Genomic DNA, 25,585 nt, shown 5'->3' with positions numbered 1-25,585 from the left:
ACGAAGGTGAAGCCCCGACCCCGGGTGGCCGGTGAGCGCTCCCGAGCGCGCACCCCACAGCAGTCCCACCTCGGTGACCGCGGCGCACAGGTCGGCTCGGGCGCCCGCGCCGTCGAGTCAGGCGACCAGCCGCGCCCCGAGCGACGCTGGCCCCGGCTCCCGAAGCTGCCCACGCGGCATACCTCAACGTCGGCCGAGTCGGCCGCCGGCGGCCGGCGACGGTGGATCGCTCCGCTCGTGGCCCTCGTCGCCGTGCTGGCGGTGCTCGGGACGGTCGTGGGGGTCAGCCTGCGCGACGCCGGTGCCCAGGCGGCCACCAACCGGGCAGCGGCCAGCCAGGCCCGCACGTCCATCGAGCAGATGCTCAGCTACAACTACAAGACGATCGACGCTCAGGCGGCCCAGATCGAGGGCCTGCTCACCGGGTCGTTCAAGGGCGAGTTCACGACCGCGATGGACAAGGACATCAAGCCGCTCGCGGTCAAGAACCAGACTGTCGTGCAGGCCAAGGTGTCCGACGTCGGGGTGATGAGCTCCTCGCCCACGACGGTCAAGGTGCTGGCGTTCGTCAACCAGGCCCGCATCGGCACCGACCAGCAGGACCCCGTGGTCGACCAGAACCGGGTCATCGCGACGATGTCCAAGGTCGGCGACCGCTGGCTGATCAGCAAGGTCGAGGCCTTCTAGCGGCCACCCGCTCTCCTGCAGATCCGCTGCGGCGACGCCTCGCGGATCGTGCCTGACCTGCGGCGATGCATCCCCTCTTCGGGTGCGTCGCCGCAGGTAGTTCGGCGCCACACGGGACGAATGTCTTGACGTGGGGGGTTTCGCGCGTCATCCTCGTCTGCGTCGGATCAGCCCGTGGCTTGTGGCCCGGGCCGGACCCCCGTCGACGGTCGTGGCGCGAGCCCGCTGGACACGGTTGGACGAGGCTGCCCACTTTCGTGTATGCTCTTCCTTTGCGCTGCCCTCTTTCTTCGATCCCGCCTCAGACCTCAGCCCTTCGTCGTGCCCTGCGGCACGAATTCGTGGCCCTGTCTCCTGCGTGGTCGTACCGGCGGTCGGCGCTGCACCGGTTTCGAACCATCAGATTTAAGACAAGGCCCGTGGAAGGACCCCTCCTTGGCTGCCTCGCGCAACGCGACTCAGACTGTGTCCACCGCACGGACGGTTTCAGGCCGTCTGTCGTTCGCAAAGATCCGCGAACCCCTCGAGGTCCCCGACCTCCTGGCGCTGCAAACGGAAAGCTTCGACTGGCTGCTCGGTAACGAGCGCTGGCAAGCCCGCGTTGCAGAGGCCAAGGCCGCTGGCCGCGGGGACGTGCCGGATCGCTCCGGCCTCGAGGAGATCTTCGAGGAGATCTCCCCGATCGAGGACTTCAGCGGCTCCATGTCGCTGTCGTTCCGCGACCACCGCTTCGAAGAGGTCAAGTACTCCATCGAGGACTGCAAGGAGCGCGACCAGACCTACTCCGCGCCCCTGTTCGTCACCGCGGAGTTCATGAACACCACGACTGGCGAGATCAAGAGCCAGACGGTGTTCATGGGTGACTTCCCGCTCATGACCGAGCGCGGCACCTTCGTGATCAACGGCACCGAGCGTGTCGTCGTCTCCCAGCTGGTCCGCAGCCCGGGCGTCTACTTCGAGCGCACGCCCGACAAGACGTCCGACAAGGACATCTACACCGCCAAGGTCATCCCGAGCCGCGGTGCCTGGCTGGAGTTCGAGATCGACAAGCGCGACATGGTGGGCGTCCGCGTCGACCGCAAGCGCAAGCAGTCGGTCACGGTCCTCCTCAAGGCCCTGGGCATGACCGAGGCCGACATCCTCGAGGAGTTCGGCGAGTTCGAGTCGATGCGCCTCACCCTGGAGAAGGACCACACGGCCGGCCAGGACGACGCGCTGCTCGACATCTACCGCAAGCTGCGCCCGGGCGAACCGCCGACCCGTGAGGCTGCCCAGACCCTGCTGGACAACCTCTACTTCAACCCCAAGCGCTACGACCTGGCCAAGGTCGGCCGCTACAAGATCGACCGCAAGCTCGGCGTCGCTGCCGAGCTCAGCGCCTCGGTCCTGTCGGTCGACGACATCGTCGCGACCATCAAGTACATCGTCTCGCTGCACGCCGGTGAGTCGACGCTCGCGGGCAAGAACGGCGACGAGGTTCCGGTCGAGGTCGACGACATCGACCACTTCGGCAACCGTCGTCTGCGCAACGTGGGCGAGCTCATCCAGAACCAGGTCCGCACCGGGCTGTCCCGCATGGAGCGCGTCGTCCGCGAGCGCATGACCACGCAGGACGTCGAGGCGATCACCCCGCAGACCCTGATCAACATCCGCCCCGTGGTGGCGTCGATCAAGGAGTTCTTCGGCACCTCGCAGCTGTCGCAGTTCATGGACCAGAACAACCCGCTCGCGGGCCTGACGCACAAGCGGCGTCTGTCGGCCCTCGGCCCGGGTGGTCTGTCCCGTGACCGCGCCGGCATGGAGGTCCGTGACGTCCACCCGTCGCACTACGGCCGCATGTGCCCGATCGAGACCCCTGAGGGCCCGAACATCGGCCTGATCGGCTCGCTCGCGTCCTACGGACGGATCAACCCGTTCGGCTTCATCGAGACGCCCTACCGCAAGGTCGTCAAGGGCCGGGTCACCGACAAGGTGGACTACTTGTCCGCCGACGAGGAGGACCGCCACGTCATCGCGCAGGCCAACGCCGTCATCAACGCCGAGGGCCTGTTCACCGAGGACCGCGTCCTGGTGCGCACCAAGGGTGGCGAGATCGACTACATCCCCGGTGCCGACGTCGACTACATGGACGTCTCCCCGCGCCAGATGGTGTCGGCTGCGACCGCGCTGATCCCGTTCCTCGAGCACGACGACGCCAACCGTGCGCTCATGGGTTCCAACATGCAGCGCCAGGCGGTGCCGCTGGTCAAGTCCGAGGCGCCGCTGGTCGGCACCGGCATGGAGTACCGCGCCGCCCTCGACTCGGGCGACGTCGTCCGGGCCGAGACCGCTGGTGTGGTCACCGAGGTGTCCGCCGACCTCGTCACCGTTGCCGGTGACGACGGTTCGACGCGCACCTACCGGATCGCCAAGTTCGCGCGCTCCAACCAGGGCACGTCCTACAACCAGGTCGTCGTCGTCAACGAGGGCGACCGGGTCGAGACCGGCGGCGTCATCGCCGACGGTCCCGCGACCGACGGTGGCGAGATGGCCCTGGGCCGCAACCTGCTCGTGGCGTTCATGCCGTGGGAGGGCCACAACTACGAGGACGCGATCATCCTCAGCCAGCGCCTGGTGCAGGACGACGTCCTCTCCTCGATCCACATCGAGGAGCACGAGGTCGACGCCCGCGACACCAAGCTGGGCCCCGAGGAGATCACCCGGGACATCCCGAACGTCTCCGAGGAGGTCCTGGCCGACCTCGACGAGCGCGGCATCATCCGCATCGGCGCCGAGGTCCGCGACGGCGACCTGCTCGTCGGCAAGGTCACGCCCAAGGGCGAGACCGAGCTGACGCCCGAGGAGCGCCTGCTGCGCGCCATCTTCGGCGAGAAGGCTCGCGAGGTCCGTGACACGTCGCTCAAGGTGCCCCACGGCGAGACCGGCACGGTCATCGGCGTCAAGGTGTTCGACAAGGACGAAGGCGACGACCTGCCCCCGGGCGTCAACCAGCTCGTCCGCGTCTACGTCGCCAACAAGCGCAAGATCACCGATGGTGACAAGCTCGCCGGCCGGCACGGCAACAAGGGCGTCATCTCCAAGATCCTGCCCGTCGAGGACATGCCGTTCCTCGAGGACGGCACCCCTGTGGATGTCGTGCTCAACCCGCTCGGTGTCCCCGGCCGTATGAACGTCGGCCAGATCCTCGAGCTGCACCTCGGCTGGGCCGCCTCCCGCGGTTGGGAGATCGCGGGCAACCCGGACTGGGCCAAGCTCATCCCCGAGGACGCGCGGTCGGCCCCGGCCGGCACCCGTGTCGCCTCGCCGGTGTTCGACGGTGTGCGCGAGGACGAGATCGTGGGTCTGCTCGACTCCACGACCAAGACCCGTGACGACGTGCGGCTCATCGACGGCTCCGGCAAGTCCCGGCTCTTCGACGGTCGCTCCGGCGAGCCGTTCCCCGAGCCGGTGTCCGTGGGCTACATGTACATCCTCAAGCTGCACCACCTCGTGGACGATAAGATCCACGCCCGCAGCACCGGCCCCTACAGCATGATCACGCAGCAGCCGCTGGGTGGTAAGGCTCAGTTCGGTGGCCAGCGCTTCGGTGAGATGGAGGTGTGGGCACTCGAGGCCTACGGCGCCGCGTACGCACTGCAGGAGCTGCTCACGATCAAGTCCGACGACGTCCAGGGCCGCGTGAAGGTCTACGAGGCGATCGTCAAGGGCGACAACATCCCCGAGCCCGGCATCCCCGAGTCCTTCAAGGTGCTCATCAAGGAGATGCAGTCGCTGTGCCTGAACGTCGAGGTGCTCAACAGCGAGGGCACTTCCATCGAGCTGAAGGAGTCCGACGAGGACGTCTTCCGCGCGGCGGAGGAGCTCGGCATCGACCTGTCCCGGCGCGAGCCCAGTTCGGTCGAAGAGGTCTAAGGCGCTGGTATGCCGCGTGGACGCCCTCGGCGGGCACGCGGCATACCGCCCCTCCTCACGACCAGCCCCTTAGTTTTAGCTAGAGACACGGAAGAAGGAACCACGTGCTCGACGTCAACTTCTTTGACGAACTGCGCATCGGCCTGGCCACTGCTGACGACATCCGTCAGTGGAGCCACGGCGAGGTGAAGAAGCCCGAGACGATCAACTACCGCACGCTCAAGCCCGAGAAGGAGGGCCTGTTCTGCGAGCGCATCTTCGGCCCCACCCGGGACTGGGAGTGCAACTGCGGCAAGTACAAGCGGGTCCGCTTCAAGGGCATCATCTGTGAGCGCTGCGGCGTCGAGGTCACTCGCGCCAAGGTGCGTCGTGAGCGGATGGGCCACATCGAGCTCGCCGCCCCGGTCACCCACATCTGGTACTTCAAGGGCGTCCCGTCGCGGCTGGGCTACCTGCTCGACCTCGCCCCCAAGGACCTCGAGAAGGTCATCTACTTCGCGGCCTACATGATCACGTCGGTCGACGAGGAGCAGCGTCACAAGGACCTGCCCTCGCTCGAGGCGCAGATCGAGGTGGAGAAGAAGGAGTACCAGAACAAGCGGGACTCCGAGGTCGACACCCGCGCCAAGCGGCTCGAGTCCGACATCGCCGAGCTCGAGGCCGAGGGTGCCAAGGCTGACGCCCGCCGCAAGGTGCGCGAGTCCGCCGAGCGCGAGATGAACCAGATCCGCAAGCGCGCGGACATGCAGATCGAGCGCATCGAGCAGGTCTGGGACCGGTTCAAGAACCTCAAGGTCCAGGACCTCGAGGGCGACGAGATCCTCTATCGCGAGATGCGTGACCGGTTCGGTCTGTACTTCGAGGGCGGCATGGGCGCCGCGGCGATCCAGAAGCGCCTGCAGGACTTCGACCTCCAGGCCGAGTCCGAGCTGCTGCGCGAGATCATCGCCACCGGCAAGGGCCAGAAGAAGACCCGTGCCCTCAAGCGGCTCAAGGTCGTCACCGCCTTCCAGGCGACGACGAACAAGCCGTCCGGCATGGTCCTGGACGCCGTCCCGGTCATCCCGCCGGACCTGCGCCCGATGGTGCAGCTCGACGGTGGCCGCTTCGCGACCTCCGACCTCAACGACCTCTACCGTCGCGTGATCAACCGCAACAACCGACTCAAGCGTCTGCTCGACCTCGGTGCACCGGAGATCATCGTCAACAACGAGAAGCGGATGCTCCAGGAGGCTGTGGACAGCCTCTTCGACAACGGCCGTCGTGGTCGCCCGGTCACGGGTCCCGGCAACCGCCCGCTCAAGTCGCTGTCCGACATGCTCAAGGGCAAGCAGGGCCGGTTCCGCCAGAACCTGCTCGGCAAGCGCGTCGACTACTCCGGCCGTTCGGTCATCGTCGTCGGCCCGCAGCTCAAGCTGCACCAGTGCGGTCTGCCCAAGCAGATGGCCCTCGAGCTGTTCAAGCCGTTCGTGATGAAGCGTCTGGTCGACCTCGACCACGCGCAGAACATCAAGTCGGCCAAGCGCATGGTCGAGCGCGCCCGTCCGGTCGTGTGGGACGTCCTCGAAGAGGTCATCACCGAGCACCCCGTGCTGCTCAACCGCGCGCCCACCCTGCACCGCCTCGGCATCCAGGCCTTCGAGCCGCAGCTCGTCGAGGGCAAGGCCATCCAGATCCACCCGCTCGTCTGCTCGGCCTTCAACGCCGACTTCGACGGTGACCAGATGGCCGTGCACGTGCCCCTGAGCACGGAGGCGCAGGCCGAGGCCCGCATCCTCATGCTCTCGAGCAACAACATCCTCAAGCCGGCCGACGGCCGTCCGGTGACCATGCCCACCCAGGACATGATCATCGGGCTCTACCACCTCACCTCCGAGGTGGAGAACGGCAAGGGCTCCGGCCGCGCGTTCTCGTCGGTCTCCGAGGCCAGGATGGCGTTCGACGCCGGCGAGCTCGAGCTCGGCAGCATCGTCAAGATCCGCCTGCTCGACGTCGTCCCGATCCCCGGCACCGAGCTCGCCGAGGGTGTCGAGGTGAACGACCAGGGCCAGGTTCCCTCGCTCACGGTCGAGACCAGCCTCGGTCGCGCGCTGTTCAACCAGACGCTGCCGGTGGACTACCCGTTCGTGGACGCGGTCGTCGACAAGAAGCGTCTGTCGACCATCGTCAACGACCTGGCCGAGCGCTACACCAAGGTGCAGGTTGCCGCGAGCCTCGACGCACTGAAGGAGTACGGCTTCCACTGGGCGACCCGCTCGGGCACCACGGTGGCCATCTCCGACGTCGTGACCCCGCCGCGCAAGCTCGAGATCCTCGAGGGCTATGAGGTCAAGGCCACCAAGGTCCAGGTGCAGTACGAGCGTGGTCTGATCACCGACGACGAGCGCCGTCAGGAGCTCATCGAGATCTGGACCCAGGCCACCAACGAGGTCGCCAAGGAGATGGAGGCCAACCTCCCGAAGACCAACACCATCTACAAGATGGTGTCCTCGGGTGCGCGTGGTAACTGGATGCAGCTGCGACAGATCGCCGGTATGCGTGGTCTGGTGTCCAACCCGAAGGGCGACATCATCCCGCGACCGATCCGCGCGAACTTCCGCGAGGGCCTGTCCGTGCTCGAGTTCTTCATCTCCACGCACGGTTCCCGTAAGGGTCTTGCCGACACCGCGCTGCGTACCGCCGACTCGGGTTACCTGACCCGTCGTCTGGTGGACGTGTCGCAGGACGTCATCATCCGCGAGGACGACTGCGGGACCGAGCGTGGCCTGACCATGCCGATCGCGCAGAAGTCCGCGTCCGGCGCCCTGGTGGAGCACGACGACGTCGAGACCTCGGTCTACGCCCGCACGCTCGCTGCCGACGTCGAGAAGGACGGTTCCGTCCTCGCCGAGGCCGGCATCGACCTCGGTGACGTCGTCATCGACGCGCTCGTCGCCGCTGGCGTCGAGCAGGTCAAGGTCCGCTCGGTGCTCACCTGTGAGTCCCACGTCGGCACCTGCGCCGCCTGCTACGGCCGATCGCTCGCGACCGGCAAGCTCGTGGACATCGGCGAGGCCGTCGGCATCATCGCGGCCCAGTCGATCGGTGAGCCCGGCACCCAGCTGACGATGCGTACCTTCCACACCGGTGGTGTGGCTGGTGACGACATCACGCAGGGTCTGCCCCGTGTCGTCGAGCTGTTCGAGGCGCGCACCCCCAAGGGTGTCGCCCCGATCGCCGAGGCGTCCGGTCGGGTCAGCATCGAGGACACCGACAAGACCCGTCGCATCATGCTCACCCCGGACGACGGCTCCGAGGAGCACGCCTACCCGGTGAGCAAGCGCGCGCGCTTGCTGATCGCCGACGGCGACCACGTCGAGGTCGGGCACCGCATGACGCAGGGTTCGATCGACCCCAAGCAGGTCCTTCGCATCCTCGGCCCGCGGGCGGTCCAGATGCACCTCGTCGACGAGGTGCAGCACGTCTACCGCCAGCAGGGTGTGTCGATCCACGACAAGCACATCGAGGTCATCGTCCGCCAGATGCTGCGCCGGATCACGATCATCGAGTCCGCCGATGCCGACCTGCTCCCCGGTGAGCTGGCCGAGCGTGGTCGGTTCGAGACCGAGAACCGTCGCGTCGTCGCCGAAGGTGGCCGCCCGGCCTCGGGTCGCCCCGAGCTGATGGGTATCACCAAGGCGTCGCTGGCCACGGACTCCTGGCTCTCGGCCGCCTCCTTCCAGGAGACGACCCGAGTGCTGACCGAGGCCGCGATGAACGCCAAGTCGGACCCGCTGCTGGGTCTGAAGGAGAACGTCATCCTCGGAAAGCTCATCCCGGCCGGCACGGGTCTCCCGCGCTACCGGAACGTCAAGGTCGAGGCCACCGAGGAGGCCAAGGCCGCGATGTACTCGATGCCCAGCTACGAGTACCGCGTGGTCACCACGCGGCATACCCGCCCTTTTCGGTTGCCAGCCGGGGCACGTGCAGCCGACTTGTTGCGAGCTGGTGGTCACTGGCCCGGCGTTTCGGGGGTCTGGTGACGATCTCCGCGCAACAAGTCGGCACGGAATCGGACTTGTTGCGATCTGGTGGTCACCAAGCCCGTGATTCGGCTGTCCCGTGACGATCTCCGCGCAACAGGTCGCAGCAGCACCCGGGAGTGCCGGGGCCGGCGTAACCGATTTGGACCGCCACCACGCAGGCGGTATCTTTGAACACTGTGTCTGAGGTCTGCCTCAGTCATGCGCTGGAGTCGGTGCCGACCGCTGAGTTTGACCAACTGGACCAACGTCGGCTGCTGGACCAGCACCCCTCTCGCCGGGCACTCCGCAATCGATCCGCACTGGGTCGCGCGTGGAGGGTGCAGGGGAGAGCGCCAAGCACGACACACCCGAGTGCGGGGGTCGGGCGAGGCACCACACCAAGGAGTGCCCGAGGGTTGCGAGATGCAGCCCGAGGACACAGAACATCAACTACGTACGGAGAACAGGTTGCCTACGATCAACCAGCTTGTGCGCAAGGGGCGTCAGGACAAGGTCACCAAGACCAAGACTCCTGCCCTCAAGGGCTCGCCCCAGCGCCGTGGTGTGTGCACGCGTGTGTACACCACCACCCCCAAGAAGCCGAACTCTGCCCTGCGGAAGGTCGCCCGCGTGCGCCTCACCAGCGGCATCGAGGTCACGGCCTACATCCCGGGCGTCGGCCACAACCTGCAGGAGCACTCGATCGTGCTCGTGCGCGGTGGTCGTGTGAAGGACCTCCCCGGTGTGCGTTACAAGATCGTCCGCGGCTCGCTCGACACCCAGGGTGTCAAGAACCGCAAGCAGGCCCGCTCCCGTTACGGCGCGAAGATGGAGAAGAAGTAATGCCTCGCAAGGGACCCGCGCCCAAGCGCCCCCTCGTCGTCGACCCGGTCCACAACTCCCCGTTGGTGACCCAGCTGGTCAACAAGATCCTCCTCGATGGCAAGAAGTCCATCGCCGAGACGATCGTCTACGGCGCCCTCGAGGGCGTCAAGGAGAAGACCGGCTCCGACCCCGTCGTCACCCTCAAGCGCGCGCTGGACAACATCCGTCCGACGCTCGAGGTCAAGTCCCGCCGTGTCGGTGGCGCGACCTACCAGGTGCCGATCGAGGTCAAGCCCAACCGCGCGACCACCCTGGCCCTGCGCTGGATGGTCGGCTACTCGCGTCAGCGTCGTGAGAAGACCATGACCGAGCGCCTGATGAACGAGATCCTCGACGCGTCCAACGGCCTCGGTGCCGCGGTGAAGCGTCGCGAGGACACCCACAAGATGGCCGAGTCCAACAAGGCCTTCGCGCACTACCGCTGGTAACAGCGACCGGTATGCCGCGTGCGCCAGGCGCGCMCGCGGCATACCGGAGGTGCGCGGTCGTGGCCCGGCCCCCGCGCACCACAACGAACTTTTTCTAACGAGCGAGATGAGACGATCACATTGGCACTCGACGTCCTGACGGACCTGACCAAGGTCCGCAACATCGGGATCATGGCGCACATCGACGCCGGCAAGACGACGACGACTGAGCGCATCCTCTTCTACACCGGTGTCAACCACAAGATCGGTGAGACCCACGACGGTGCGTCGACCACCGACTGGATGGAGCAGGAGAAGGAGCGCGGCATCACGATCACGTCTGCCGCCGTGACCTCCTTCTGGGAGGGCACCCAGATCAACATCATCGACACCCCCGGTCACGTGGACTTCACGGTCGAGGTGGAACGCTCGCTGCGCGTCCTCGACGGTGCCGTCGCCGTGTTCGACGGCAAGGAGGGCGTCGAGCCCCAGTCCGAGACCGTGTGGCGTCAGGCCGACAAGTACGACGTCCCCCGCATCGCGTTCGTCAACAAGATGGACAAGCTCGGCGCGGACTTCTACTTCACCGTCGACACCATCAAGGACCGCCTCGGCGCCGAGCCCCTCGTGCTCCAGCTGCCGATCGGTTCCGAGAGCGAGTTCGTCGGTGTCGTCGACCTCATCTACCGTCGCGCCCTCGTGTGGCCGGGTGACTCCAAGGGTGACGTCACCATGGGTGCCAAGTACGAGATCCAGGAGATCCCGGCCGACATGCTCGAGAAGGTGGAGGAGTACCGCCACGCCCTCGTCGAGCGCGTTGCCGAGTCCGACGACGTCCTCATGGAGAAGTACCTCGGTGGCGAGGAGCTGACGCCCGAGGAGATCAAGGGCGCGATCCGCAAGCTCACGGTCAACTCCGAGCTCTACCCGATCCTGTGCGGCTCTGCCTTCAAGAACCGCGGTGTGCAGCCGATGCTCGACGCCGTCGTCGACTACCTGCCCTCGCCGCTCGACGTCCCCCCGATGGTCGGCCACAAGCCGAACCACGAGGAGATCGAGATGACGCGCAAGCCCGACACGAGCGAGCCGTTCTCGGCGCTGGCCTTCAAGGTTGCCACGCACCCGTTCTTCGGCACGCTGACCTTCATCCGCGTCTACTCCGGCCAGATCTCCGCCGGCTCCGCGGTCGTCAACACGACCAAGGGCCGCAAGGAGCGCATCGGCAAGCTCTTCCAGATGCACGCCAACAAGGAGAACCCCGTGGAGGAGGCCCTCGCGGGTCACATCTACGCGGCGATCGGCCTGAAGGACACCACCACCGGTGACACCCTGAGCGACCCGAACGAGCAGATCGTGCTCGAGTCGATGACGTTCCCGGACCCGGTCATCCAGGTGGCCATCGAGCCCAAGACCAAGGGTGACCAGGAGAAGCTCTCCACGGCCATCCAGAAGCTCTCCGCCGAGGACCCGACCTTCCAGGTCCACCACGACGAGGAGACCGGCCAGACGATCATCGCCGGCATGGGCGAGCTCCACCTCGACATCCTGGTGGACCGCATGAAGCGAGAGTTCAAGGTCGAGGCCAACGTCGGCAAGCCGCAGGTGGCCTACCGCGAGACGATCCGTCGCACCGTGGAGAAGCTCGACTTCACCCACAAGAAGCAGACGGGTGGCTCCGGCCAGTTCGCCAAGATCCAGATCAGCATCGAGCCCCTCGACACCGCGGAGTCGGGCGAGATGTACGAGTTCGTGAACAAGGTCACTGGTGGCCGCGTCCCGCGCGAGTACATCCCGTCGGTCGACGCCGGTATCCAGGACGCCATGCAGTACGGCGTGCTCGCGGGCTACCCGCTGGTCGGCATCAAGGCCACGCTGCTCGATGGCGCCTACCACGACGTCGACTCCTCGGAGATGGCGTTCAAGATCGCCGGTTCCATGGCGCTCAAGGAGGCCGTCCGCAAGGCCGACCCCGTGCTCCTCGAGCCGATGATGGCCGTCGAGGTGCGGACGCCCGAGGACTACATGGGCGACGTCATCGGTGACATCAACTCCCGCCGTGGCCAGATCCAGGCCATGGAGGACATCAGTGGTGCCAAGGTCGTCCGCGGCCTGGTCCCGCTGTCAGAGATGTTCGGCTACGTCGGTGACCTGCGTTCCAAGACCCAGGGCCGGGCGAACTACTCGATGGAGTTTGACTCCTACGCCGAGGTCCCCAAGGCTGTTGCCGAGGAGATCATCAAGAAGACCCGTGGTGAGTGACCGGTAGCATTACCGGTCGCACCACGGACTGCACAGCACCAACCCCCTAATCCGCGCCACGTCCCATCTGGGCAAAAGGCGTTTCACCAAGAAGAGTCCTGAGGAGGACATCAAGTGGCGAAGGCAAAGTTCGAGCGGACTAAGCCGCACGTCAACATCGGCACCATTGGTCACATCGACCACGGTAAGACGACGCTGACGGCTGCGATTTCCAAGGTCCTGCACGACAAGTACCCGGACCTGAACCCGCAGTTCGCGTTCGACGACATCGACAAGGCACCCGAAGAGAAGCAGCGCGGTATCACGATCTCGATCGCGCACATCGAGTACCAGACGGAGAGCCGTCACTACGCCCACGTCGACTGCCCCGGTCACGCTGACTACGTGAAGAACATGATCACGGGTGCGGCGCAGATGGACGGCGCGATCCTCGTGGTTGCGGCGACCGACGGCCCGATGCCGCAGACGAAGGAGCACGTCCTCCTGGCCCGCCAGGTCGGCGTTCCCTACATCGTCGTGGCGCTCAACAAGGCCGACATGGTCGACGACGAGGAGATCCTCGAGCTCGTCGAGATGGAGGTCCGCGAGCTGCTGTCCGACTACGAGTTCCCGGGCGACGACCTGCCGGTCGTCAAGGTCTCGGCGCTCAAGGCGCTCGAGGGCGACGCCGAGTGGGGCAACTCCGTCCTGGAGCTCATGGACGCCGTGGACAACCACATCCCGATCCCCGAGCGTGACGTCGACAAGCCGTTCCTCATGCCCGTCGAGGACGTGTTCACGATCACCGGTCGTGGCACCGTCGTCACCGGTCGTATCGAGCGCGGCATCCTGAACGTTAACGCTGAGATCGAGATCGTCGGCATCCACACCGGTCCGCCGACCAAGACCACGGTCACCGGCATCGAGATGTTCCGCAAGCTGCTCGACGAGGGTCGTGCGGGCGAGAACGTCGGCCTGCTCCTTCGTGGCACCAAGCGCGAGGACGTCGAGCGCGGGCAGGTCATCTGCAAGCCGGGCTCGATCACCCCGCACACGGACTTCGAGGCCAACGTCTACATCCTGTCCAAGGATGAGGGCGGCCGTCACACGCCGTTCTACGACAACTACCGCCCGCAGTTCTACTTCCGCACCACCGACGTGACCGGCGTCGTGCACCTCCCCGAGGGCACCGAGATGGTCATGCCCGGTGACAACACGGAGATGAACGTCGAGCTCATCCAGCCGATCGCCATGGAGGAGGGCCTGCGCTTCGCCATTCGCGAGGGCGGCCGTACCGTCGGCGCCGGCCGCGTCACCAAGATCACCAAGTAGTACCCCTGCTTCACCGCGTGATCTGACGCACCAGCACCACTGGAGGGCCCCGCAGCTTCGGCTGCGGGGCACTTCGCTGTGCCCGGTATGCCGTGGCCCGGGACGTGTTGCGCTGCGGTGGTCACCGGGTGGCGATTTCCGGGCCTGGTGACGACCTGTGGGCAACAAGTGCGGGGTGGTATGCCGTGTGGCCGGCTACCGGGGGCGGGTGGCCGCGAACTCGGCGGCGGTCAGCTCGTAGACCACCTCGCCGAGCTCGGCACCGGGCAGGGGATCGTCCCACTCCCTGATGTCGGTGCGGACGTGGCGCAGGCCGAGCCGTTCGAGCACAGCCCTCGAGCGCACGTTCACGGCCATCGTCTCGGCCCAGATCCGGTCCAGGCCGACCGTCCTGAAGCCGTGCTCCAGCAGCCGAGCTGCGCCCTCCGTGGCCAGCCCTCGACCCCACGCGCGCCGGCGCAGCCGGTACCCCAGCTCGGCAGCCACGAGCCCTGGCCCGCTGTCCCGCGGCTCGTCCTCCACAGCGGCCACGGCGAGGGTCCCGTCGTCCGGGGTCAGGCAGAACCACCCGACGAAGACCCCGCCCTCGAAGGCCGACCAGTAGCCCAGCCCGAGGGCGTCGTGGGCAGGTTCGGTGCGGCGCGGCATCCACACCTCGATGACCTCGCGCGACTCGGTGGCCCGTCCGGTCAGGAACTCCATCACGTCGGGGTCTCCGTCGAGCTCGACCAGCAGGTCGCTGTCGTCGGCCTTCAGTGGCCGCAGCTCGAGCCGCGTCGTCGACAGGTGCGGTCTGTGCGGTCTGGGCATCAGGAGGCGGTCTGCACGAGCTCGGGACCGATCTGCGCCACCGAGCCGACCCCCGACAGGCCCATGGTCAGGTCGAGCTCGGCCACGATGTTGGCCAGCACGTCCCGGACGCCATCCCGACCGCCGAGGGCCAGGCCGTAGAGGTAGGGCCGGCCGATCGCGACGGCGTCGGCGCCGAGGGCGAGGGCCTTGACGACGTCGCTGCCGGTGCGGACGCCGCTGTCGAGGATGACCGCGAGGTCGGGTCCCACCGCCGCACGCACGGCCGGGAGGGCGTCGAGGGAGGCGATGGCGCCGTCGACCTGCCGTCCGCCGTGGTTGCTCACCACGACCCCGCTGGCGCCCGCCTCCACCGCCCGGGTCGCGTCCTCCGGGTGCAGGACGCCCTTCACGAGGAACGGCAGCTCCGTGCGTTCGCGCAGCGTGGCGAGCTGGTCCCAGGTGAGCCCGGGGTTCGAGTAGATGTCGAGGAAGGTCTCGACGGCCGCACGCGGAGTGGGGGAGCGCAGGTTGGCGCGCAGTTCGCCGGGGTGCTCGCGGCTGATCGACAGCAGCGACCGCAGCGCCCCGACGGTGACCTTGACGTCCTCCTTCGGACCCCCGGCATCCGCCGCGGCGGCCTTGGCAGCGATCCGGTCGCGGACCACCTCCTGGAACCGCGGGTCTGAGGTGTACTGCGCGATCCCGATGCCCTGCGAGAACGGCAGCGACCCGAGGTTCAGGTCCTGGGGACGCCAGCCCAGCATGGTCGTGTCGAGGGTGACCACGATGGCCTCGGCTCCACTCGCGGCAGCGCGCGCGAGGAGGCTGTCGACGAGAGGTTCGTCGGTGGACCAGTACAGCTGGAACCACCGCGGCGCGGAGCCCATGCAGGCCGCCACGTCCTCCATCGGCGAGCAGCCCTGGTTGGACAGGATGTACGGCAGGCCGAGCTCGGCCGCGGCCGAGCCGATCGCGAGGTCGCTGTCCCGGTGGACCAACCCGGCGGCACCGACCGGCGCCAGCAGCACCGGCGCGGGCAGTCGCCTGCCGAGCAGCTCGGTGGACAGGTCGCGCCGCGCGTTGCCGGGCAGCAGGCGTGGCACGATCCGGACGCGCTCGAAGGCTGCGCGGTTCGCCCGCATGGTCGCGCCCTCGCCCGCCCCTCCCGCGACATAGCCCCAGGCCCGGGGTGACATGGCCGCTGCCGCGCGTCGCTCGAGCTCGGCGAAGTCCGTGGGGATCGTGGGTCGGTGGCCCAGCACCCCCGCGCGGTAGATCAGGCTCTGCCGGGCCCGACCGGGACCCTCGGGCGGCGTCGTCATGGCCCGATCCTGCCAGCGCGACCACCCGCTCGGGGGTGAACGGCGCGGACGCCTCTGACAGCCCAGTGACAGGTGCAGCACGGCTCCATGCCAGTCACGCGGCGCAGCCTCGACGTTCGAGGAGCCGCACCGGCGCGCTCCCCTGCCGAGAGGACGAAGGCCCACCATGCCCACAGTCAGCAAGTCCATGAAGATCGCCGCAGCGGGCGGGGTCGCGGCCGTCGCGGCCGGGATCGGCGCCAGCGCGGCCATGGCGGACACCACCCCTACCCCGACCACGACCACGACCGCGACCGCCGCCCCGTCGCAGCCCGGTGCGGACGCAGGCAGGGGACCGGGCGGCCCTGGCGGACACCGCGGCGGCCCCGGCGGCCTCGACGCGGCCGCCCTCGCCACCAAGCTGGGGCTCACGGAGGCCAAGGTGAGTGCGGCCCTGGAGAAGGTCCGGGCCGCCCAGAAGCCGACGACGCCCCCGGCCCAGGGCACCAAGCCGACCGATGCGCAGCGCCAGGCCCGGGAGAAGGCGCGGGTGACCGCGCTGGCCAAGGAGCTCGGCGTGAGCGAGGCCAAGGTCCAGGCCGCGCTCGACGCGATCAAGGCCGACCGCGAGGCCAGCCGCAAGAGCGAGCTGTCCGCCCGCCTCGATGCCGCGGTCAAGGCGGGGACCCTGACCAGTGCGGACAAGACCTCGGTCCTCAAGGCGTTCGACGCGGGCGTCCTGGGCGGCGGACGGCCCTAGGGCGTCCCTGACCGGCCCCGGCTTCGTCCGTCCCCCAGTGGGCGGGGCCGGGGCTTCGTCGCGCCCGGGGTCAGCGCGGCGAGGTGCCCGCCACCCGCTGCCTGCCCCTGCAGCGGGTGGCGGGCCCGCGGCATACCGGGGAGGTGGTGGACCTGCGCGACGCGCCATCGGAGCGGGTATGCCGCGTGGCCCCGCCTCGATTTGGTAGGTCACCGTCGGCTCTGGCACACTGGACCGGTTGCTTGACGCGCGCCGTTGACCCATGTCGACGCCGCCACCCCCGGTGACACACCTCGAACCGTGCATTGATGCGCGGGGCGACACTCCAGGGAAGCGCAAGCCCCGGCTCTGCCGGTCAATCCGAACCGCACGACTGCGTGAAAACGCGTGTCGTCCGGCCGCGAAGCGGGTGCGACACACCCGACCGCGGGGGTCGGAGATGGCCAAGAGCCGGCCAAGCTAGATGTTCGGCGAGAGAGAGACGTAACGGAGATGGCGGGACAGAAGATCCGCATCCGCTTGAAGTCGTATGACCACGAGGTCATCGACAACTCGGCGCGCAAGATTGTCGACACGGTGACCCGTGCTGGCGCGACGGTAGTCGGCCCTGTGCCGCTGCCCACGGAGAAGAACGTCTTCGTGGTCATCCGTTCGCCCCACAAGTACAAGGACAGCCGCGAGCACTTCGAGATGCGCACCCACAAGCGCTTGATCGACATCATCGACCCGACGCCGAAGGCCGTCGACTCGCTGATGCGTCTCGACCTGCCGGCAGACGTCAACATCGAGATCAAGCTCTGAGGCTGGCGAAATGACCACCACTGCTACCAAGACCGTGAAGGGCGTACTGGGCAAGAAGCTCGGTATGACCCAGGTGTGGGATGCCGACAACCGGCTCATCCCCGTCACCGTCATCGAAGCGGGCCCCTGCGTCGTGACGCAGGTCCGCGCCGCTGCGAAGGACGGCTACGACGCCGTCCAGATCGCGTTCGGCGCCATCGACCCCCGCAAGGTGACCAAGCCCCTGACCGGGCACTTCGAGAAGGCCGGCGTGACCCCGCGTCGCCACCTCGTGGAGCTCCGTACCGCTGACGCCGCCGAGTACACGCTCGGCCAGGAAGTCACGGTCGAGACCTTCGAGGCCGGCCAGACCATCGACGTCACCGGAACCACCAAGGGCAAGGGCTTCGCCGGCGTCATGAAGCGTCACGGCTTCCACGGCGTCAGCTCCTCCCACGGTTCCCACAAGAACCACCGCAAGCCTGGCTCGATCGGTGGCTGCGCCACCCCGGGTCGCGTGTTCAAGGGCATGCGCATGGCCGGCCGGATGGGTGGCGAGCGTCAGACCACCCAGAACCTCACGATCCACGCCGTGGACGTTGAGCGGGGCCTGCTGCTGATCAAGGGCGCCGTTCCCGGGCCCCGCAACGGCACTGTCCTCGTCCGCACGGCCGCGAAGGGAGCCTGAACCAGATGGCAACCAAGACTGTCGCTGCTGACCTGCCCGCCGAGATCTTCGACGTCCAGGTCAACGTTCCACTGATCCACCAGGTCGTCGTGGCCCAGCTGGCCGCCGCGCGTCAGGGCACGCACTCCACCAAGACCCGCGGCGAAGTCCGCGGTGGTGGCCGCAAGCCCTACCGCCAGAAGGGCACCGGCCGCGCCCGTCAGGGCTCGACCCGCGCTCCACAGTTCGCCGGCGGTGGCGTCGTCCACGGCCCGCAGCCGCGTGACTACAGCCAGCGGACCCCCAAGAAGATGAAGGCTGCCGCCCTGCGCGGTGCTCTCTCCGACCGGGCCCGCAACGACCGGGTGCACGTCGTCGACTCCCTGGTGACCGGCACTGCGCCGTCCACCAAGGACGCGCTCGCGCTGCTCGCCGGCCTGACCGACCGCCCCAACCTGCTCGTCGTGCTCGACCGCAGCGACGTCGTGTCGCTGAAGTCGGTCCGCAACCTCGACGGCGTCCACGTGCTCGCCGCCGACCAGCTCAACACGTATGACGTGCTGTGCGCGGACGATGTGGTCTTCACCAAGGCTGCCCTGGAGGCGTTCGTCACCAAGGCCCAGCCCGTGGGCGGCGTGATCGAGGTCGAGATCGTCGACGACGCACCCGCCAAGGCCGACAAGCCGGCCAAGGCTGCCAAGACCGAGAAGTCCGAGGCCAAGGCCGACAAGCCGGCCAAGGCCGACAAGCCCGCCAAGGCTGAGAAGCCGGCCAAGGCCGACAAGCCCGCCAAGGCTGAGAAGCCGGCCAAGGCTGAGAAGGCCGCCACGCTGGTGGACGCTCCCGAGGCCACCGACGGTGGCTTCGGCGCCGACTCGGCTGCCGCCCTCGAGGACGGCTCCGCGCCGGAGGGCTTCGAGGTCAAGGGCAACAAGGACTCGATGAAGTTCCACGTCCCCGGCTCCCGCTGGTACGACGCGACCGTCGCTGAGGTCTGGTTCCGCACTGCGGATGCCGCCGCGGCTGCCGGTTTCGTCCCCGCCGGTGGCGCTGCCGCCCAGGACGTGGCTGAGGAGGAGACCAAGTGAGCACCCAGTCTGCTCTGTACGGCAAGGACCCCCGCGACATCCTGATCGCGCCGGTCGTTTCCGAGAAGTCGTACTCGCTGCTCGACCAGGGCAAGTACACCTTCATCGTCGACCCGCGGGCGAACAAGACGGAGATCAAGATCGCCGTCGAGCGCGTCTTCAACGTCAAGGTTGACTCCGTCCACACCCTCAACCGCGTCGGCAAGACCCGCCGCACCCGGTTCGGCCTCGGCAAGCGCAAGGACACCAAGCGTGCGATCGTCACCCTCCGCGAGGGCTCGATCGACATCTTCGGTGCCGGCGCCTGACGGAATCGCTGAAGAGACGTAAGGGATTACGAAACATGGGTATCCGCAAGTACAAGCCGACCACGCCTGGCCGCCGAGGCTCCAGCGTCGCCGACTTCGTCGAGGTCACGCGCTCCACGCCTGAGAAGTCGCTGGTGCGCCCCCTGACGAAGTCCGGTGGCCGCAACAGCAACGGCCGCATCACCACCCGTCACATCGGTGGTGGACACAAGCGCGCTTACCGCGTCATCGACTTCCGTCGCCATGACAAGGACGGCGTGCCGGCCAAGGTCGCTCACATCGAGTACGACCCCAACCGCACGGCGCGCATCGCGCTGCTGCACTACGCCGACGGTGAGAAGCGCTACATCCTGGCCCCCAAGGGTCTGGAGCAGGGCGCCAACATCGAGAACGGCCCCTCGGCCGACATCAAGCCCGGCAACAGCCTGCCGCTGCGCAACATCCCGACCGGTACGGTCATCCACGCTGTCGAGCTCAAGCCCGGTGGCGGCGCGAAGATCGCCCGTTCCGCTGGTGTGCGTGTGCAGCTCGTCGCCAAGGACGGCCCCTACGCCCAGCTGCGTATGCCGTCCGGTGAGATCCGCAACGTCGACCTGCGCTGCCGCGCCACGGTCGGCGAGGTCGGCAACGCCGAGCAGTCCAACATCAACTGGGGCAAGGCCGGCCGCATGAGGTGGAAGGGCAAGCGCCCGACCGTCCGTGGTGTCGCCATGAACCCGGTCGACCACCCGCACGGTGGTGGCGAGGGGAAGACGTCCGGTGGACGTCACCCCGTCAGCCCGTGGGGTCAGGCCGAGGGCCGCACCCGCCGCCCCGGCAAGCCGAGCGACAAGATGATCGTTCGCCGCCGTCGTACTGGCAAGAAGCGCTGAGAAGGAGCCTGAGAAACCATGCCTCGTAGCTTGAAGAAGGGCCCCTTCATCGACGGCCACCTTCAGAAGAAGGTCGACGTCCAGAACGAAGCGGGCACCAAGAACGTCATCAAGACCTGGTCACGTCGGTCGGTCGTGAGCCCCGACATGCTGGGTCACACCCTCGCCGTGCACGACGGCCGCAAGCACGTCCCGGTGTTCGTCACCGAGTCGATGGTCGGCCACAAGCTCGGTGAGTTCGCACCGACCCGCACGTTCAAGGGTCACGTGAAGGACGACAAGAAGGGGCGTCGTCGCTGATGGCCGCCCCAACTGAGAACAAGGACAACGTGATGGAAGCCAAGGCGAGTGCGCGGCACGTCCGCGTCACGCCCCAGAAGGCCCGCCGCATGGTGGACCTGATCCGCGGCAAGCAGGCCACTGAGGCCATCGCCGTGCTCCGGTTCGCGCCGCAGTACGCCTCCGACCCGGTGCAGAAGGTGCTCGAGAGCGCCATCGCCAACCTCCGGGTGAAGGCGGACAAGGCCTCTGAGGCCTTCGACGAGACCAACCTGGTCATCAGCGAGGCGTTCGTCGACGAGGGTCCGACCATGAAGCGGTTCCGCCCGCGGGCCCAGGGCCGCGCGGCACGCATCAACAAGCGGACCAGCCACATCACCGTGGTCGTCACGCCGAAGACCACCAAGGGAGGCACCCGCTAATGGGTCAGAAGGTCAACCCGCACGGCTTCCGCCTCGGTATCACCACCGAGCACAAGAGCCGCTGGTTCGCTGACTCCACCAAGGAGGGTCAGCGGTACCGCGACTACGTCAAGGAAGACGTCGCCATCCGCAAGCTCATGTCCGAGGGCATGGAGCGGGCCGGCATCTCCCGCGTCGAGATCGAGCGCACCCGTGACCGCGTCCGTGTGGACATCCACACCGCGCGTCCCGGCATCGTCATCGGTCGTCGCGGCGCGGAGGCCGACCGCATCCGCGGCGAGCTCGAGAAGCTGACCGGCAAGCAGGTCCAGCTGAACATCCTCGAGGTCAAGAACCCCGAGGTCGACAGCCAGCTCGTCGCGCAGGGCATCGCCGAGCAGCTCTCTGCTCGTGTGTCGTTCCGTCGTGCGATGCGCAAGGGCATGCAGTCCGCCACCCGCGCCGGCGCCAAGGGCATCCGTGTCCAGGTCTCCGGTCGCCTCGGCGGCGCCGAGATGTCTCGCACCGAGTTCTACCGCGAGGGTCGCGTCCCGCTGCACACCCTGCGTGCGCAGATCGACTACGGCTTCTACGAGGCCCGCACCACCTTCGGTCGCATCGGCGTCAAGGTGTGGATCTACAAGGGCGACGTCACCGCTCGCGAGCTGGCTCAGCAGCAGGCTGCTGCGCCGCGTCCGAGCCGTGGCCCGCGTCGTGACGGCGCAGACCGTCCGGCCCGCGCTCGTCGCGAGCGTCCGGAGGCCGCCACCGAGACCGCTGCTGAGGCTCCCGCCGCTGAGGCGACCGCAGCCCCGGCCAGCACTGAGGGAGAGCAGTCCTGACATGTTGATTCCTCGTCGAGTCAAGCACCGCAAGCAGCACCACCCGGGTCGTTCGGGCGCTGCGAAGGGTGGCACCAAGATCGCGTTCGGCGACTACGGCATCCAGGCCCTCGAGCCCGCCTACGTCACCAACCGTCAGATCGAGTCCGCTCGTATTGCGATGACGCGTTACATGAAGCGCGGTGGAAAGGTGTGGATCAACATCTACCCCGACCGCCCGCTGACCAAGAAGCCTGCCGAGACCCGCATGGGTTCCGGTAAGGGCTCCCCCGAGTGGTGGATCGCCAACGTCAAGCCTGGTCGCGTGATGTTCGAGGTGAACGGTGTGTCCGAAGAGGTCGCCCGTGAAGCCCTGCGTCTGGCGATGCACAAGCTCCCCATGAAGTGCCGCTTCGTTCGGCGTGAGGGTGGTGACATCTGATGGCAGTCGGATCCAAGGACCTGGTGTCCGAGAACCTGCGTGGTCTCGACGACGACCACCTGGTCGACGAGCTCCGCAAGGCCAAGGAGGAGCTGTTCAACCTCCGGTTCCAGTCGGCCACCGGCCAGCTGGACAACCACGGCCGCCTGCGCGCCGTCCGCAAGGACATCGCCCGCATCTACACCGAGCTGCGTGAGCGCGAGCTCGGCATCGGGCAGGGCCCGAGTGTCGAAGCCAAGGAGGAGTCGGCATGACCAAGAACACGAAGGACAAGACCGTGGATGAGGCCGTGACGGCTGAAGACCGCAACTACCGCAAGACCCGCCAGGGCTACGTGGTGAGCGACAAGATGGACAAGACCGTCGTGGTCGAGGTCGAGGACCGCGTCAAGCACGCGCTCTACGGCAAGGTCCTGCGACGCTCGAGCAAGGTCAAGGCCCACGACGAGGACAACGCCGCCGGTATCGGTGACCGCGTCTCGATCATGGAGACCCGTCCGCTCTCGGCCACCAAGCGCTGGCGCGTGGTGGAGATCCTCGAGAAGGCCAAGTAGTACACCTCAGCATCCGCCGCCCACGCGGCATACCGGAAACACCCAGGTATGCCGCAGGGGCACGGAAACAAGCCCCCCACAGTTCGGCAAGGCTCACCTCGCGTGAGAACCAGCTCGACGACAGGAGTTAGACAGTGATCCAGCAGGAGTCGCGACTGCGCGTCGCCGACAACACAGGTGCCAAGGAAATCCTTTGCATCCGTGTTCTCGGTGGCTCGGGTCGTCGTTACGCCGGCATCGGTGACGTCATCGTCGCCGCCGTCAAGGACGCCATTCCGGGCGGCAACGTCAAGAAGGGCGACGTCGTCAAGGCCGTCATCGTGCGCACCACCAAGGAGCGCCGTCGCGGTGACGGGTCGTACATCAAGTTCGACGAGAACGCCGCCGTCATCCTCAAGGCCGACGGGGACCCCCGTGGCACTCGCATCTTCGGCCCGGTGGGCCGCGAGCTGCGTGAGAAGAAGTTCATGAAGATCATCTCGTTGGCGCCGGAGGTGCTCTGACCCATGGCTGACAAGAAGAAGATGAAGATCAAGAAGGGTGACACCGTCAAGGTGCTCACCGGCAAGGACCGCAACAGCATCGGCAAGGTCATCGCCGTGTACCCCGAGACCGAGCGCGTGCTCGTCGAGGGCGTCAACCGGGTGACCCGCCACACCAAGGCGGGTCAGTCCGCTCGCGGCACCCGTACCGGTGGCCTGGTGGTCCAGGAAGCCGCGATCCACGTGAGCAACGTGGCCGTCGTGGACCCCGATGACAAGAAGCTCGCGACCCGGATCAAGACCCGCGTCGAGACCGTCGAGCGCAACGGCCGCACCAAGACCGTCCGCACCCGTGTCGCGGTGCGCTCGGGCAAGGACCTGTGAGAGACATGACCGAAACCGAAACCAAGCCCCAGACCGAAGTTTCCGCAGCGGTGACGCCGCGCCTCAAGCAGCGCTACGCGGACGAGATCAAGGGCGGGCTGTTCACGCAGTTCGGCTACGAGAACGTCATGCAGGTGCCCGGCGTGGTCAAGGTCGTCGTCAACATGGGTGTCGGTGACGCCGCCAAGGACGCCAAGCTCATCGAGGGCGCGATCAAGGACCTGTCCGCCATCACCGGCCAGAAGCCCCTGGTCACCAAGGCCCGCAAGTCCATCGCGCAGTTCAAGCTGCGCGAGGGTATGCCGATCGGTGCGCACACCACGCTGCGCGGCGACCGGATGTGGGAGTTCCTCGACCGCCTCGTGTCGGTGGCCCTGCCTCGTATCCGTGACTTCCGCGGCCTGTCGCCCAAGCAGTTCGACGGCAACGGCAACTACACCTTCGGCCTCACGGAGCAGTCGATGTTCCACGAGATCGACCAGGACCGGATTGACCGCGTGCGTGGCATGGACATCACTGTGGTGACCACCGCCACCAATGACGACGAGGGCCGCGCACTGCTCAAGGCGCTCGGCTTCCCCTTCAAGGAGAACTGACATGGCGAAGACCGCCCTGGTCAACAAGGCCAACAAGAAGCCGAAGTTCAAGGTGCGCGGCTACACCCGTTGTCAGCGCTGCGGCCGACCGCACTCGGTCTACCGCAAGTTCGGGCTGTGCCGCATCTGCCTTCGCGAGATGGCTCACCGCGGCGAGCTGCCCGGCGTCACCAAGAGCTCCTGGTAATACCCACCGATTTTCATCCTTACATCGCAGGTCGCTGCATGAGCAGTGAAACCACGGTGAGAGAGGGCCGGAGAAGCCCATGACCATGACTGACCCGATTGCGGACATGTTGACCCGCGTCAGGAACGCCAACTCGGCGCACCACGACGATGTCTCCATGCCGTTTTCCAAGCTGAAGTCCCACATTGCCGAGATCCTCCAGGCGGAGGGCTACATCGCCGCCTGGAAGGTCGAGGACGCCGAGGTCGGCAAGACGCTGACCATCGAGCTCAAGTACGGCCCCAACCGCGAGCGTTCCATCGCTGGCGTGCGCCGTGTCTCCAAGCCCGGTCTGCGCGTCTACGCCAAGTCGACGAACCTGCCCAAGGTTCTCGGCGGTCTCGGTGTGGCCATCCTTTCCACCTCGTCTGGCCTCCTCACGGACCGCCAGGCCAAAGCCAAGGGTGTGGGCGGGGAAGTCCTCGCCTACGTCTGGTAAGGGGATTCGACATGTCGCGTATCGGACGACTCCCGGTCTCCATCCCGAGCGGTGTCGAGGTCACCATCGACGGCCAGTCCGTCAAGGTGAAGGGCCCCAAGGGCGAGCTCAGCCACGTCGTGGCCGAGCCGATCACCGTCGAGAAGGGTGACGCGGACCTCGAGGTCAAGCGCCCCAACGACGAGCGCCAGTCGCGTGCCCTGCACGGCCTGACCCGGTCGCTCATCAACAACATGGTTCTCGGTGTGACCGAGGGCTATGAGAAGAAGATGGAGATCCACGGCACGGGTTACCGCGTGGCCAACAAGGGCGGGGACCTCGAGTTCGCGCTCGGCTACAGCCACTCGATCACCGTCAAGGCCCCCGAGGGCATCTCCTTCGCCGTCGAGAACCCGACCCGCTTCGCGGTCCAGGGCATCGACAAGCAGCTCGTTGGCGAGGTTGCTGCAAACATCCGCAAGCTGCGCAAGCCCGACCCGTACAAGGGCAAGGGCGTTCGCTATGCGGGCGAGCACATCCGTCGCAAGGTCGGAAAGGCCGGTAAGTAAGCCATGGCAATGATCGTCAAGCGCGCCAAGGGCAAGTCCGCTGCACGCGGACGTCGCCACCTGCGCCTGCGCAAGAAGGTGACCGGCACGACGGTTCGTCCGCGCCTGGTCGTGTCGCGGTCCTCGCGCCACGTCTTCGTGCAGATCGTCGACGACACCCTCGGCAAGACCGTGGCGTCGGCCTCCACCATGGAGGCGGACCTGCGTTCGTTCGAGGGTGACAAGACCGCCAAGGCCCGCAAGGTGGGCGAACTGCTCGCCGAGCGTGCCAAGAGCGCCGGTGTCGAGGCTGTCGTCTTCGACCGTGGTGGCAACAAGTACCACGGCCGCGTCGCTGCCATCGCCGAGGGCGCCCGCGAGGGTGGACTGGCCCTGTGAGCA

General features: G+C 67.2%; 28 protein-coding genes. 26 read left to right on the top strand and 2 right to left on the bottom strand.

Translation table 11 applies throughout. From position 1 onward, the window contains the following. Window positions 1–6: 6 nt before the first annotated feature. The 7 genes from AC1DYG_RS07100 (at window position 7) to tuf (ending at window position 13,465) form a co-directional block, all read left to right on the top strand. Complete coding sequence (locus AC1DYG_RS07100) at window positions 7–687, top strand: hypothetical protein (RefSeq protein WP_477639161.1); 681 nt, start codon at window positions 7–9, stop codon at window positions 685–687. 435 nt (window positions 688–1,122) lie between these two features. Further along, complete coding sequence (gene rpoB / locus AC1DYG_RS07095; RefSeq protein WP_477639160.1) at window positions 1,123–4,599, top strand: DNA-directed RNA polymerase subunit beta; 3,477 nt, start codon at window positions 1,123–1,125, stop codon at window positions 4,597–4,599. 104 nt (window positions 4,600–4,703) lie between these two features. After that, complete coding sequence (locus tag AC1DYG_RS07090; RefSeq protein WP_477639159.1) at window positions 4,704–8,621, top strand: DNA-directed RNA polymerase subunit beta'; 3,918 nt, start codon at window positions 4,704–4,706, stop codon at window positions 8,619–8,621. Window positions 8,622–9,071: 450 nt separating this feature from the next. Continuing rightward, on the top strand, window positions 9,072–9,446 hold the full coding sequence (gene rpsL / locus AC1DYG_RS07085) for a 30S ribosomal protein S12 (protein ID WP_056883290.1): 375 nt from the start codon (window positions 9,072–9,074) through the stop codon (window positions 9,444–9,446). Continuing rightward, the gene (gene rpsG / locus AC1DYG_RS07080; RefSeq protein WP_056915473.1) at window positions 9,446–9,916 is read left to right on the top strand and encodes a 30S ribosomal protein S7; all 471 of its coding nucleotides are present in this window, start codon (window positions 9,446–9,448) and stop codon (window positions 9,914–9,916) included. The genes rpsL and rpsG overlap by 1 nt, the downstream gene beginning before the upstream one ends. A gap of 120 nt (window positions 9,917–10,036) precedes the next feature. Then, the gene (gene fusA / locus AC1DYG_RS07075; RefSeq protein ID WP_477613521.1) at window positions 10,037–12,154 is read left to right on the top strand and encodes an elongation factor G; all 2,118 of its coding nucleotides are present in this window, start codon (window positions 10,037–10,039) and stop codon (window positions 12,152–12,154) included. A gap of 114 nt (window positions 12,155–12,268) precedes the next feature. Next, a complete protein-coding gene (gene tuf / locus AC1DYG_RS07070; protein ID WP_140743520.1) occupies window positions 12,269–13,465 on the top strand; it encodes an elongation factor Tu in 1,197 nt (398 codons plus the stop codon). Window positions 13,466–13,660: 195 nt separating this feature from the next. Here tuf and AC1DYG_RS07065 read toward each other — a convergent pair whose 3' ends face one another. Continuing rightward, window positions 13,661–14,275, bottom strand: a complete 615-nt coding sequence (locus AC1DYG_RS07065; protein WP_477639158.1) for a GNAT family N-acetyltransferase — start codon at window positions 14,273–14,275, stop codon at window positions 13,661–13,663. Further along, window positions 14,275–15,579 (bottom strand): alpha-hydroxy-acid oxidizing protein, encoded by a 1,305-nt coding sequence (locus AC1DYG_RS07060; protein WP_477639157.1) that lies wholly within the window; start codon window positions 15,577–15,579, stop codon window positions 14,275–14,277. Before AC1DYG_RS07060 ends, AC1DYG_RS07065 begins: the two co-directional genes overlap by 1 nt. 166 nt (window positions 15,580–15,745) lie before the next feature. On the opposite strand from AC1DYG_RS07060, the gene AC1DYG_RS07055 reads away from it, so the two are divergent. The 19 genes from AC1DYG_RS07055 (at window position 15,746) to rplR (ending at window position 25,582) form a co-directional block, all read left to right on the top strand. Then, window positions 15,746–16,318, top strand: coding sequence for a hypothetical protein (locus tag AC1DYG_RS07055; RefSeq protein ID WP_477639156.1), 573 nt, complete (start codon window positions 15,746–15,748; stop codon window positions 16,316–16,318). Window positions 16,319–16,810: 492 nt separating this feature from the next. Next, window positions 16,811–17,119: a 30S ribosomal protein S10 gene (gene rpsJ, locus AC1DYG_RS07050; RefSeq protein ID WP_009775966.1), complete on the top strand. Its 309-nt coding sequence runs from the start codon at window positions 16,811–16,813 to the stop codon at window positions 17,117–17,119. 10 nt (window positions 17,120–17,129) lie between these two features. Continuing rightward, the gene (gene rplC / locus AC1DYG_RS07045) at window positions 17,130–17,786 is read left to right on the top strand and encodes a 50S ribosomal protein L3 (RefSeq protein WP_477639155.1); all 657 of its coding nucleotides are present in this window, start codon (window positions 17,130–17,132) and stop codon (window positions 17,784–17,786) included. 5 nt (window positions 17,787–17,791) lie between these two features. Beyond that, window positions 17,792–18,853, top strand: coding sequence for a 50S ribosomal protein L4, sunset domain variant (gene rplD / locus AC1DYG_RS07040; RefSeq protein ID WP_477639154.1), 1,062 nt, complete (start codon window positions 17,792–17,794; stop codon window positions 18,851–18,853). Next, a complete protein-coding gene (gene rplW / locus AC1DYG_RS07035) occupies window positions 18,850–19,161 on the top strand; it encodes a 50S ribosomal protein L23 (protein ID WP_477613514.1) in 312 nt (103 codons plus the stop codon). Before rplD ends, rplW begins: the two co-directional genes overlap by 4 nt. A gap of 35 nt (window positions 19,162–19,196) precedes the next feature. After that, window positions 19,197–20,033, top strand: a complete 837-nt coding sequence (gene rplB / locus AC1DYG_RS07030; RefSeq protein WP_056923997.1) for a 50S ribosomal protein L2 — start codon at window positions 19,197–19,199, stop codon at window positions 20,031–20,033. An 18-nt stretch (window positions 20,034–20,051) separates the two neighbouring features. Continuing rightward, the gene (rpsS, locus tag AC1DYG_RS07025; RefSeq protein WP_056923996.1) at window positions 20,052–20,333 is read left to right on the top strand and encodes a 30S ribosomal protein S19; all 282 of its coding nucleotides are present in this window, start codon (window positions 20,052–20,054) and stop codon (window positions 20,331–20,333) included. 32 nt (window positions 20,334–20,365) lie between these two features. Continuing rightward, window positions 20,366–20,734, top strand: coding sequence for a 50S ribosomal protein L22 (gene rplV / locus AC1DYG_RS07020; protein WP_477613901.1), 369 nt, complete (start codon window positions 20,366–20,368; stop codon window positions 20,732–20,734). Beyond that, the gene (gene rpsC / locus AC1DYG_RS07015) at window positions 20,734–21,555 is read left to right on the top strand and encodes a 30S ribosomal protein S3 (RefSeq protein ID WP_477639153.1); all 822 of its coding nucleotides are present in this window, start codon (window positions 20,734–20,736) and stop codon (window positions 21,553–21,555) included. Before rplV ends, rpsC begins: the two co-directional genes overlap by 1 nt. 1 nt (window position 21,556) lies before the next feature. After that, window positions 21,557–21,976, top strand: coding sequence for a 50S ribosomal protein L16 (gene rplP, locus AC1DYG_RS07010; protein ID WP_477639152.1), 420 nt, complete (start codon window positions 21,557–21,559; stop codon window positions 21,974–21,976). Continuing rightward, window positions 21,976–22,230, top strand: a complete 255-nt coding sequence (rpmC, locus tag AC1DYG_RS07005) for a 50S ribosomal protein L29 (protein WP_477639151.1) — start codon at window positions 21,976–21,978, stop codon at window positions 22,228–22,230. Before rplP ends, rpmC begins: the two co-directional genes overlap by 1 nt. Continuing rightward, on the top strand, window positions 22,227–22,529 hold the full coding sequence (gene rpsQ / locus AC1DYG_RS07000; RefSeq protein ID WP_477639150.1) for a 30S ribosomal protein S17: 303 nt from the start codon (window positions 22,227–22,229) through the stop codon (window positions 22,527–22,529). The genes rpmC and rpsQ overlap by 4 nt, the downstream gene beginning before the upstream one ends. A 134-nt stretch (window positions 22,530–22,663) precedes the next feature. Next, window positions 22,664–23,032, top strand: coding sequence for a 50S ribosomal protein L14 (gene rplN, locus AC1DYG_RS06995; protein WP_056923992.1), 369 nt, complete (start codon window positions 22,664–22,666; stop codon window positions 23,030–23,032). 3 nt (window positions 23,033–23,035) lie between these two features. Then, window positions 23,036–23,395: a 50S ribosomal protein L24 gene (gene rplX / locus AC1DYG_RS06990; protein WP_140743544.1), complete on the top strand. Its 360-nt coding sequence runs from the start codon at window positions 23,036–23,038 to the stop codon at window positions 23,393–23,395. A gap of 5 nt (window positions 23,396–23,400) precedes the next feature. Then, window positions 23,401–23,991 (top strand): 50S ribosomal protein L5, encoded by a 591-nt coding sequence (gene rplE, locus AC1DYG_RS06985; protein WP_477639149.1) that lies wholly within the window; start codon window positions 23,401–23,403, stop codon window positions 23,989–23,991. 1 nt (window position 23,992) lies between these two features. Further along, window positions 23,993–24,178 (top strand): type Z 30S ribosomal protein S14, encoded by a 186-nt coding sequence (locus tag AC1DYG_RS06980; protein ID WP_035902511.1) that lies wholly within the window; start codon window positions 23,993–23,995, stop codon window positions 24,176–24,178. 79 nt (window positions 24,179–24,257) lie between these two features. Next, window positions 24,258–24,656, top strand: coding sequence for a 30S ribosomal protein S8 (rpsH, locus tag AC1DYG_RS06975; protein WP_477613507.1), 399 nt, complete (start codon window positions 24,258–24,260; stop codon window positions 24,654–24,656). Between the two features lie 11 nt (window positions 24,657–24,667). Beyond that, window positions 24,668–25,204 carry a 50S ribosomal protein L6 gene (rplF, locus tag AC1DYG_RS06970; RefSeq protein ID WP_477613506.1) on the top strand — a complete coding sequence of 179 codons (537 nt, stop codon included), beginning with the start codon at window positions 24,668–24,670 and terminating at the stop codon, window positions 25,202–25,204. Between the two features lie 3 nt (window positions 25,205–25,207). Further along, a complete protein-coding gene (gene rplR / locus AC1DYG_RS06965) occupies window positions 25,208–25,582 on the top strand; it encodes a 50S ribosomal protein L18 (RefSeq protein WP_477613505.1) in 375 nt (124 codons plus the stop codon). The last annotated feature ends 3 nt before the right edge of the window (window positions 25,583–25,585 follow it).

Source organism: Pedococcus sp. P1_H8 (assembly GCF_056405175.1).
This window is presented reverse-complemented; position numbering and strand designations above follow the sequence as displayed.

What these genes read in the sequence shown, in the direction of transcription:
- rplP (WP_477639152.1), top strand. Translation starts at nt 21,557, where the DNA reads ATGTTGATTCCTCGTCGAGTCAAGCACCGCAAGCAGCACCACCCGGGT.
- rplE (WP_477639149.1), top strand. Translation starts at nt 23,401, where the DNA reads ATGACCGAAACCGAAACCAAGCCCCAGACCGAAGTTTCCGCAGCGGTG.
- rplC (WP_477639155.1), top strand. Translation starts at nt 17,130, where the DNA reads ATGACCACCACTGCTACCAAGACCGTGAAGGGCGTACTGGGCAAGAAG.
- rpsQ (WP_477639150.1), top strand. Translation starts at nt 22,227, where the DNA reads ATGACCAAGAACACGAAGGACAAGACCGTGGATGAGGCCGTGACGGCT.
- rplB (WP_056923997.1), top strand. Translation starts at nt 19,197, where the DNA reads ATGGGTATCCGCAAGTACAAGCCGACCACGCCTGGCCGCCGAGGCTCC.
- rplV (WP_477613901.1), top strand. Translation starts at nt 20,366, where the DNA reads ATGGAAGCCAAGGCGAGTGCGCGGCACGTCCGCGTCACGCCCCAGAAG.
- rpmC (WP_477639151.1), top strand. Translation starts at nt 21,976, where the DNA reads ATGGCAGTCGGATCCAAGGACCTGGTGTCCGAGAACCTGCGTGGTCTC.
- AC1DYG_RS06980 (WP_035902511.1), top strand. Translation starts at nt 23,993, where the DNA reads ATGGCGAAGACCGCCCTGGTCAACAAGGCCAACAAGAAGCCGAAGTTC.
- rpsJ (WP_009775966.1), top strand. Translation starts at nt 16,811, where the DNA reads ATGGCGGGACAGAAGATCCGCATCCGCTTGAAGTCGTATGACCACGAG.
- AC1DYG_RS07065 (WP_477639158.1), bottom strand. Translation starts at nt 14,275, where the DNA reads ATGCCCAGACCGCACAGACCGCACCTGTCGACGACGCGGCTCGAGCTG.
- rplX (WP_140743544.1), top strand. Translation starts at nt 23,036, where the DNA reads ATGGCTGACAAGAAGAAGATGAAGATCAAGAAGGGTGACACCGTCAAG.
- rplR (WP_477613505.1), top strand. Translation starts at nt 25,208, where the DNA reads ATGGCAATGATCGTCAAGCGCGCCAAGGGCAAGTCCGCTGCACGCGGA.
- rpsC (WP_477639153.1), top strand. Translation starts at nt 20,734, where the DNA reads ATGGGTCAGAAGGTCAACCCGCACGGCTTCCGCCTCGGTATCACCACC.
- rpsH (WP_477613507.1), top strand. Translation starts at nt 24,258, where the DNA reads ATGACCATGACTGACCCGATTGCGGACATGTTGACCCGCGTCAGGAAC.
- AC1DYG_RS07055 (WP_477639156.1), top strand. Translation starts at nt 15,746, where the DNA reads ATGCCCACAGTCAGCAAGTCCATGAAGATCGCCGCAGCGGGCGGGGTC.
- rpsS (WP_056923996.1), top strand. Translation starts at nt 20,052, where the DNA reads ATGCCTCGTAGCTTGAAGAAGGGCCCCTTCATCGACGGCCACCTTCAG.
- rpsG (WP_056915473.1), top strand. Translation starts at nt 9,446, where the DNA reads ATGCCTCGCAAGGGACCCGCGCCCAAGCGCCCCCTCGTCGTCGACCCG.
- rplD (WP_477639154.1), top strand. Translation starts at nt 17,792, where the DNA reads ATGGCAACCAAGACTGTCGCTGCTGACCTGCCCGCCGAGATCTTCGAC.
- AC1DYG_RS07060 (WP_477639157.1), bottom strand. Translation starts at nt 15,579, where the DNA reads ATGACGACGCCGCCCGAGGGTCCCGGTCGGGCCCGGCAGAGCCTGATC.
- rplF (WP_477613506.1), top strand. Translation starts at nt 24,668, where the DNA reads ATGTCGCGTATCGGACGACTCCCGGTCTCCATCCCGAGCGGTGTCGAG.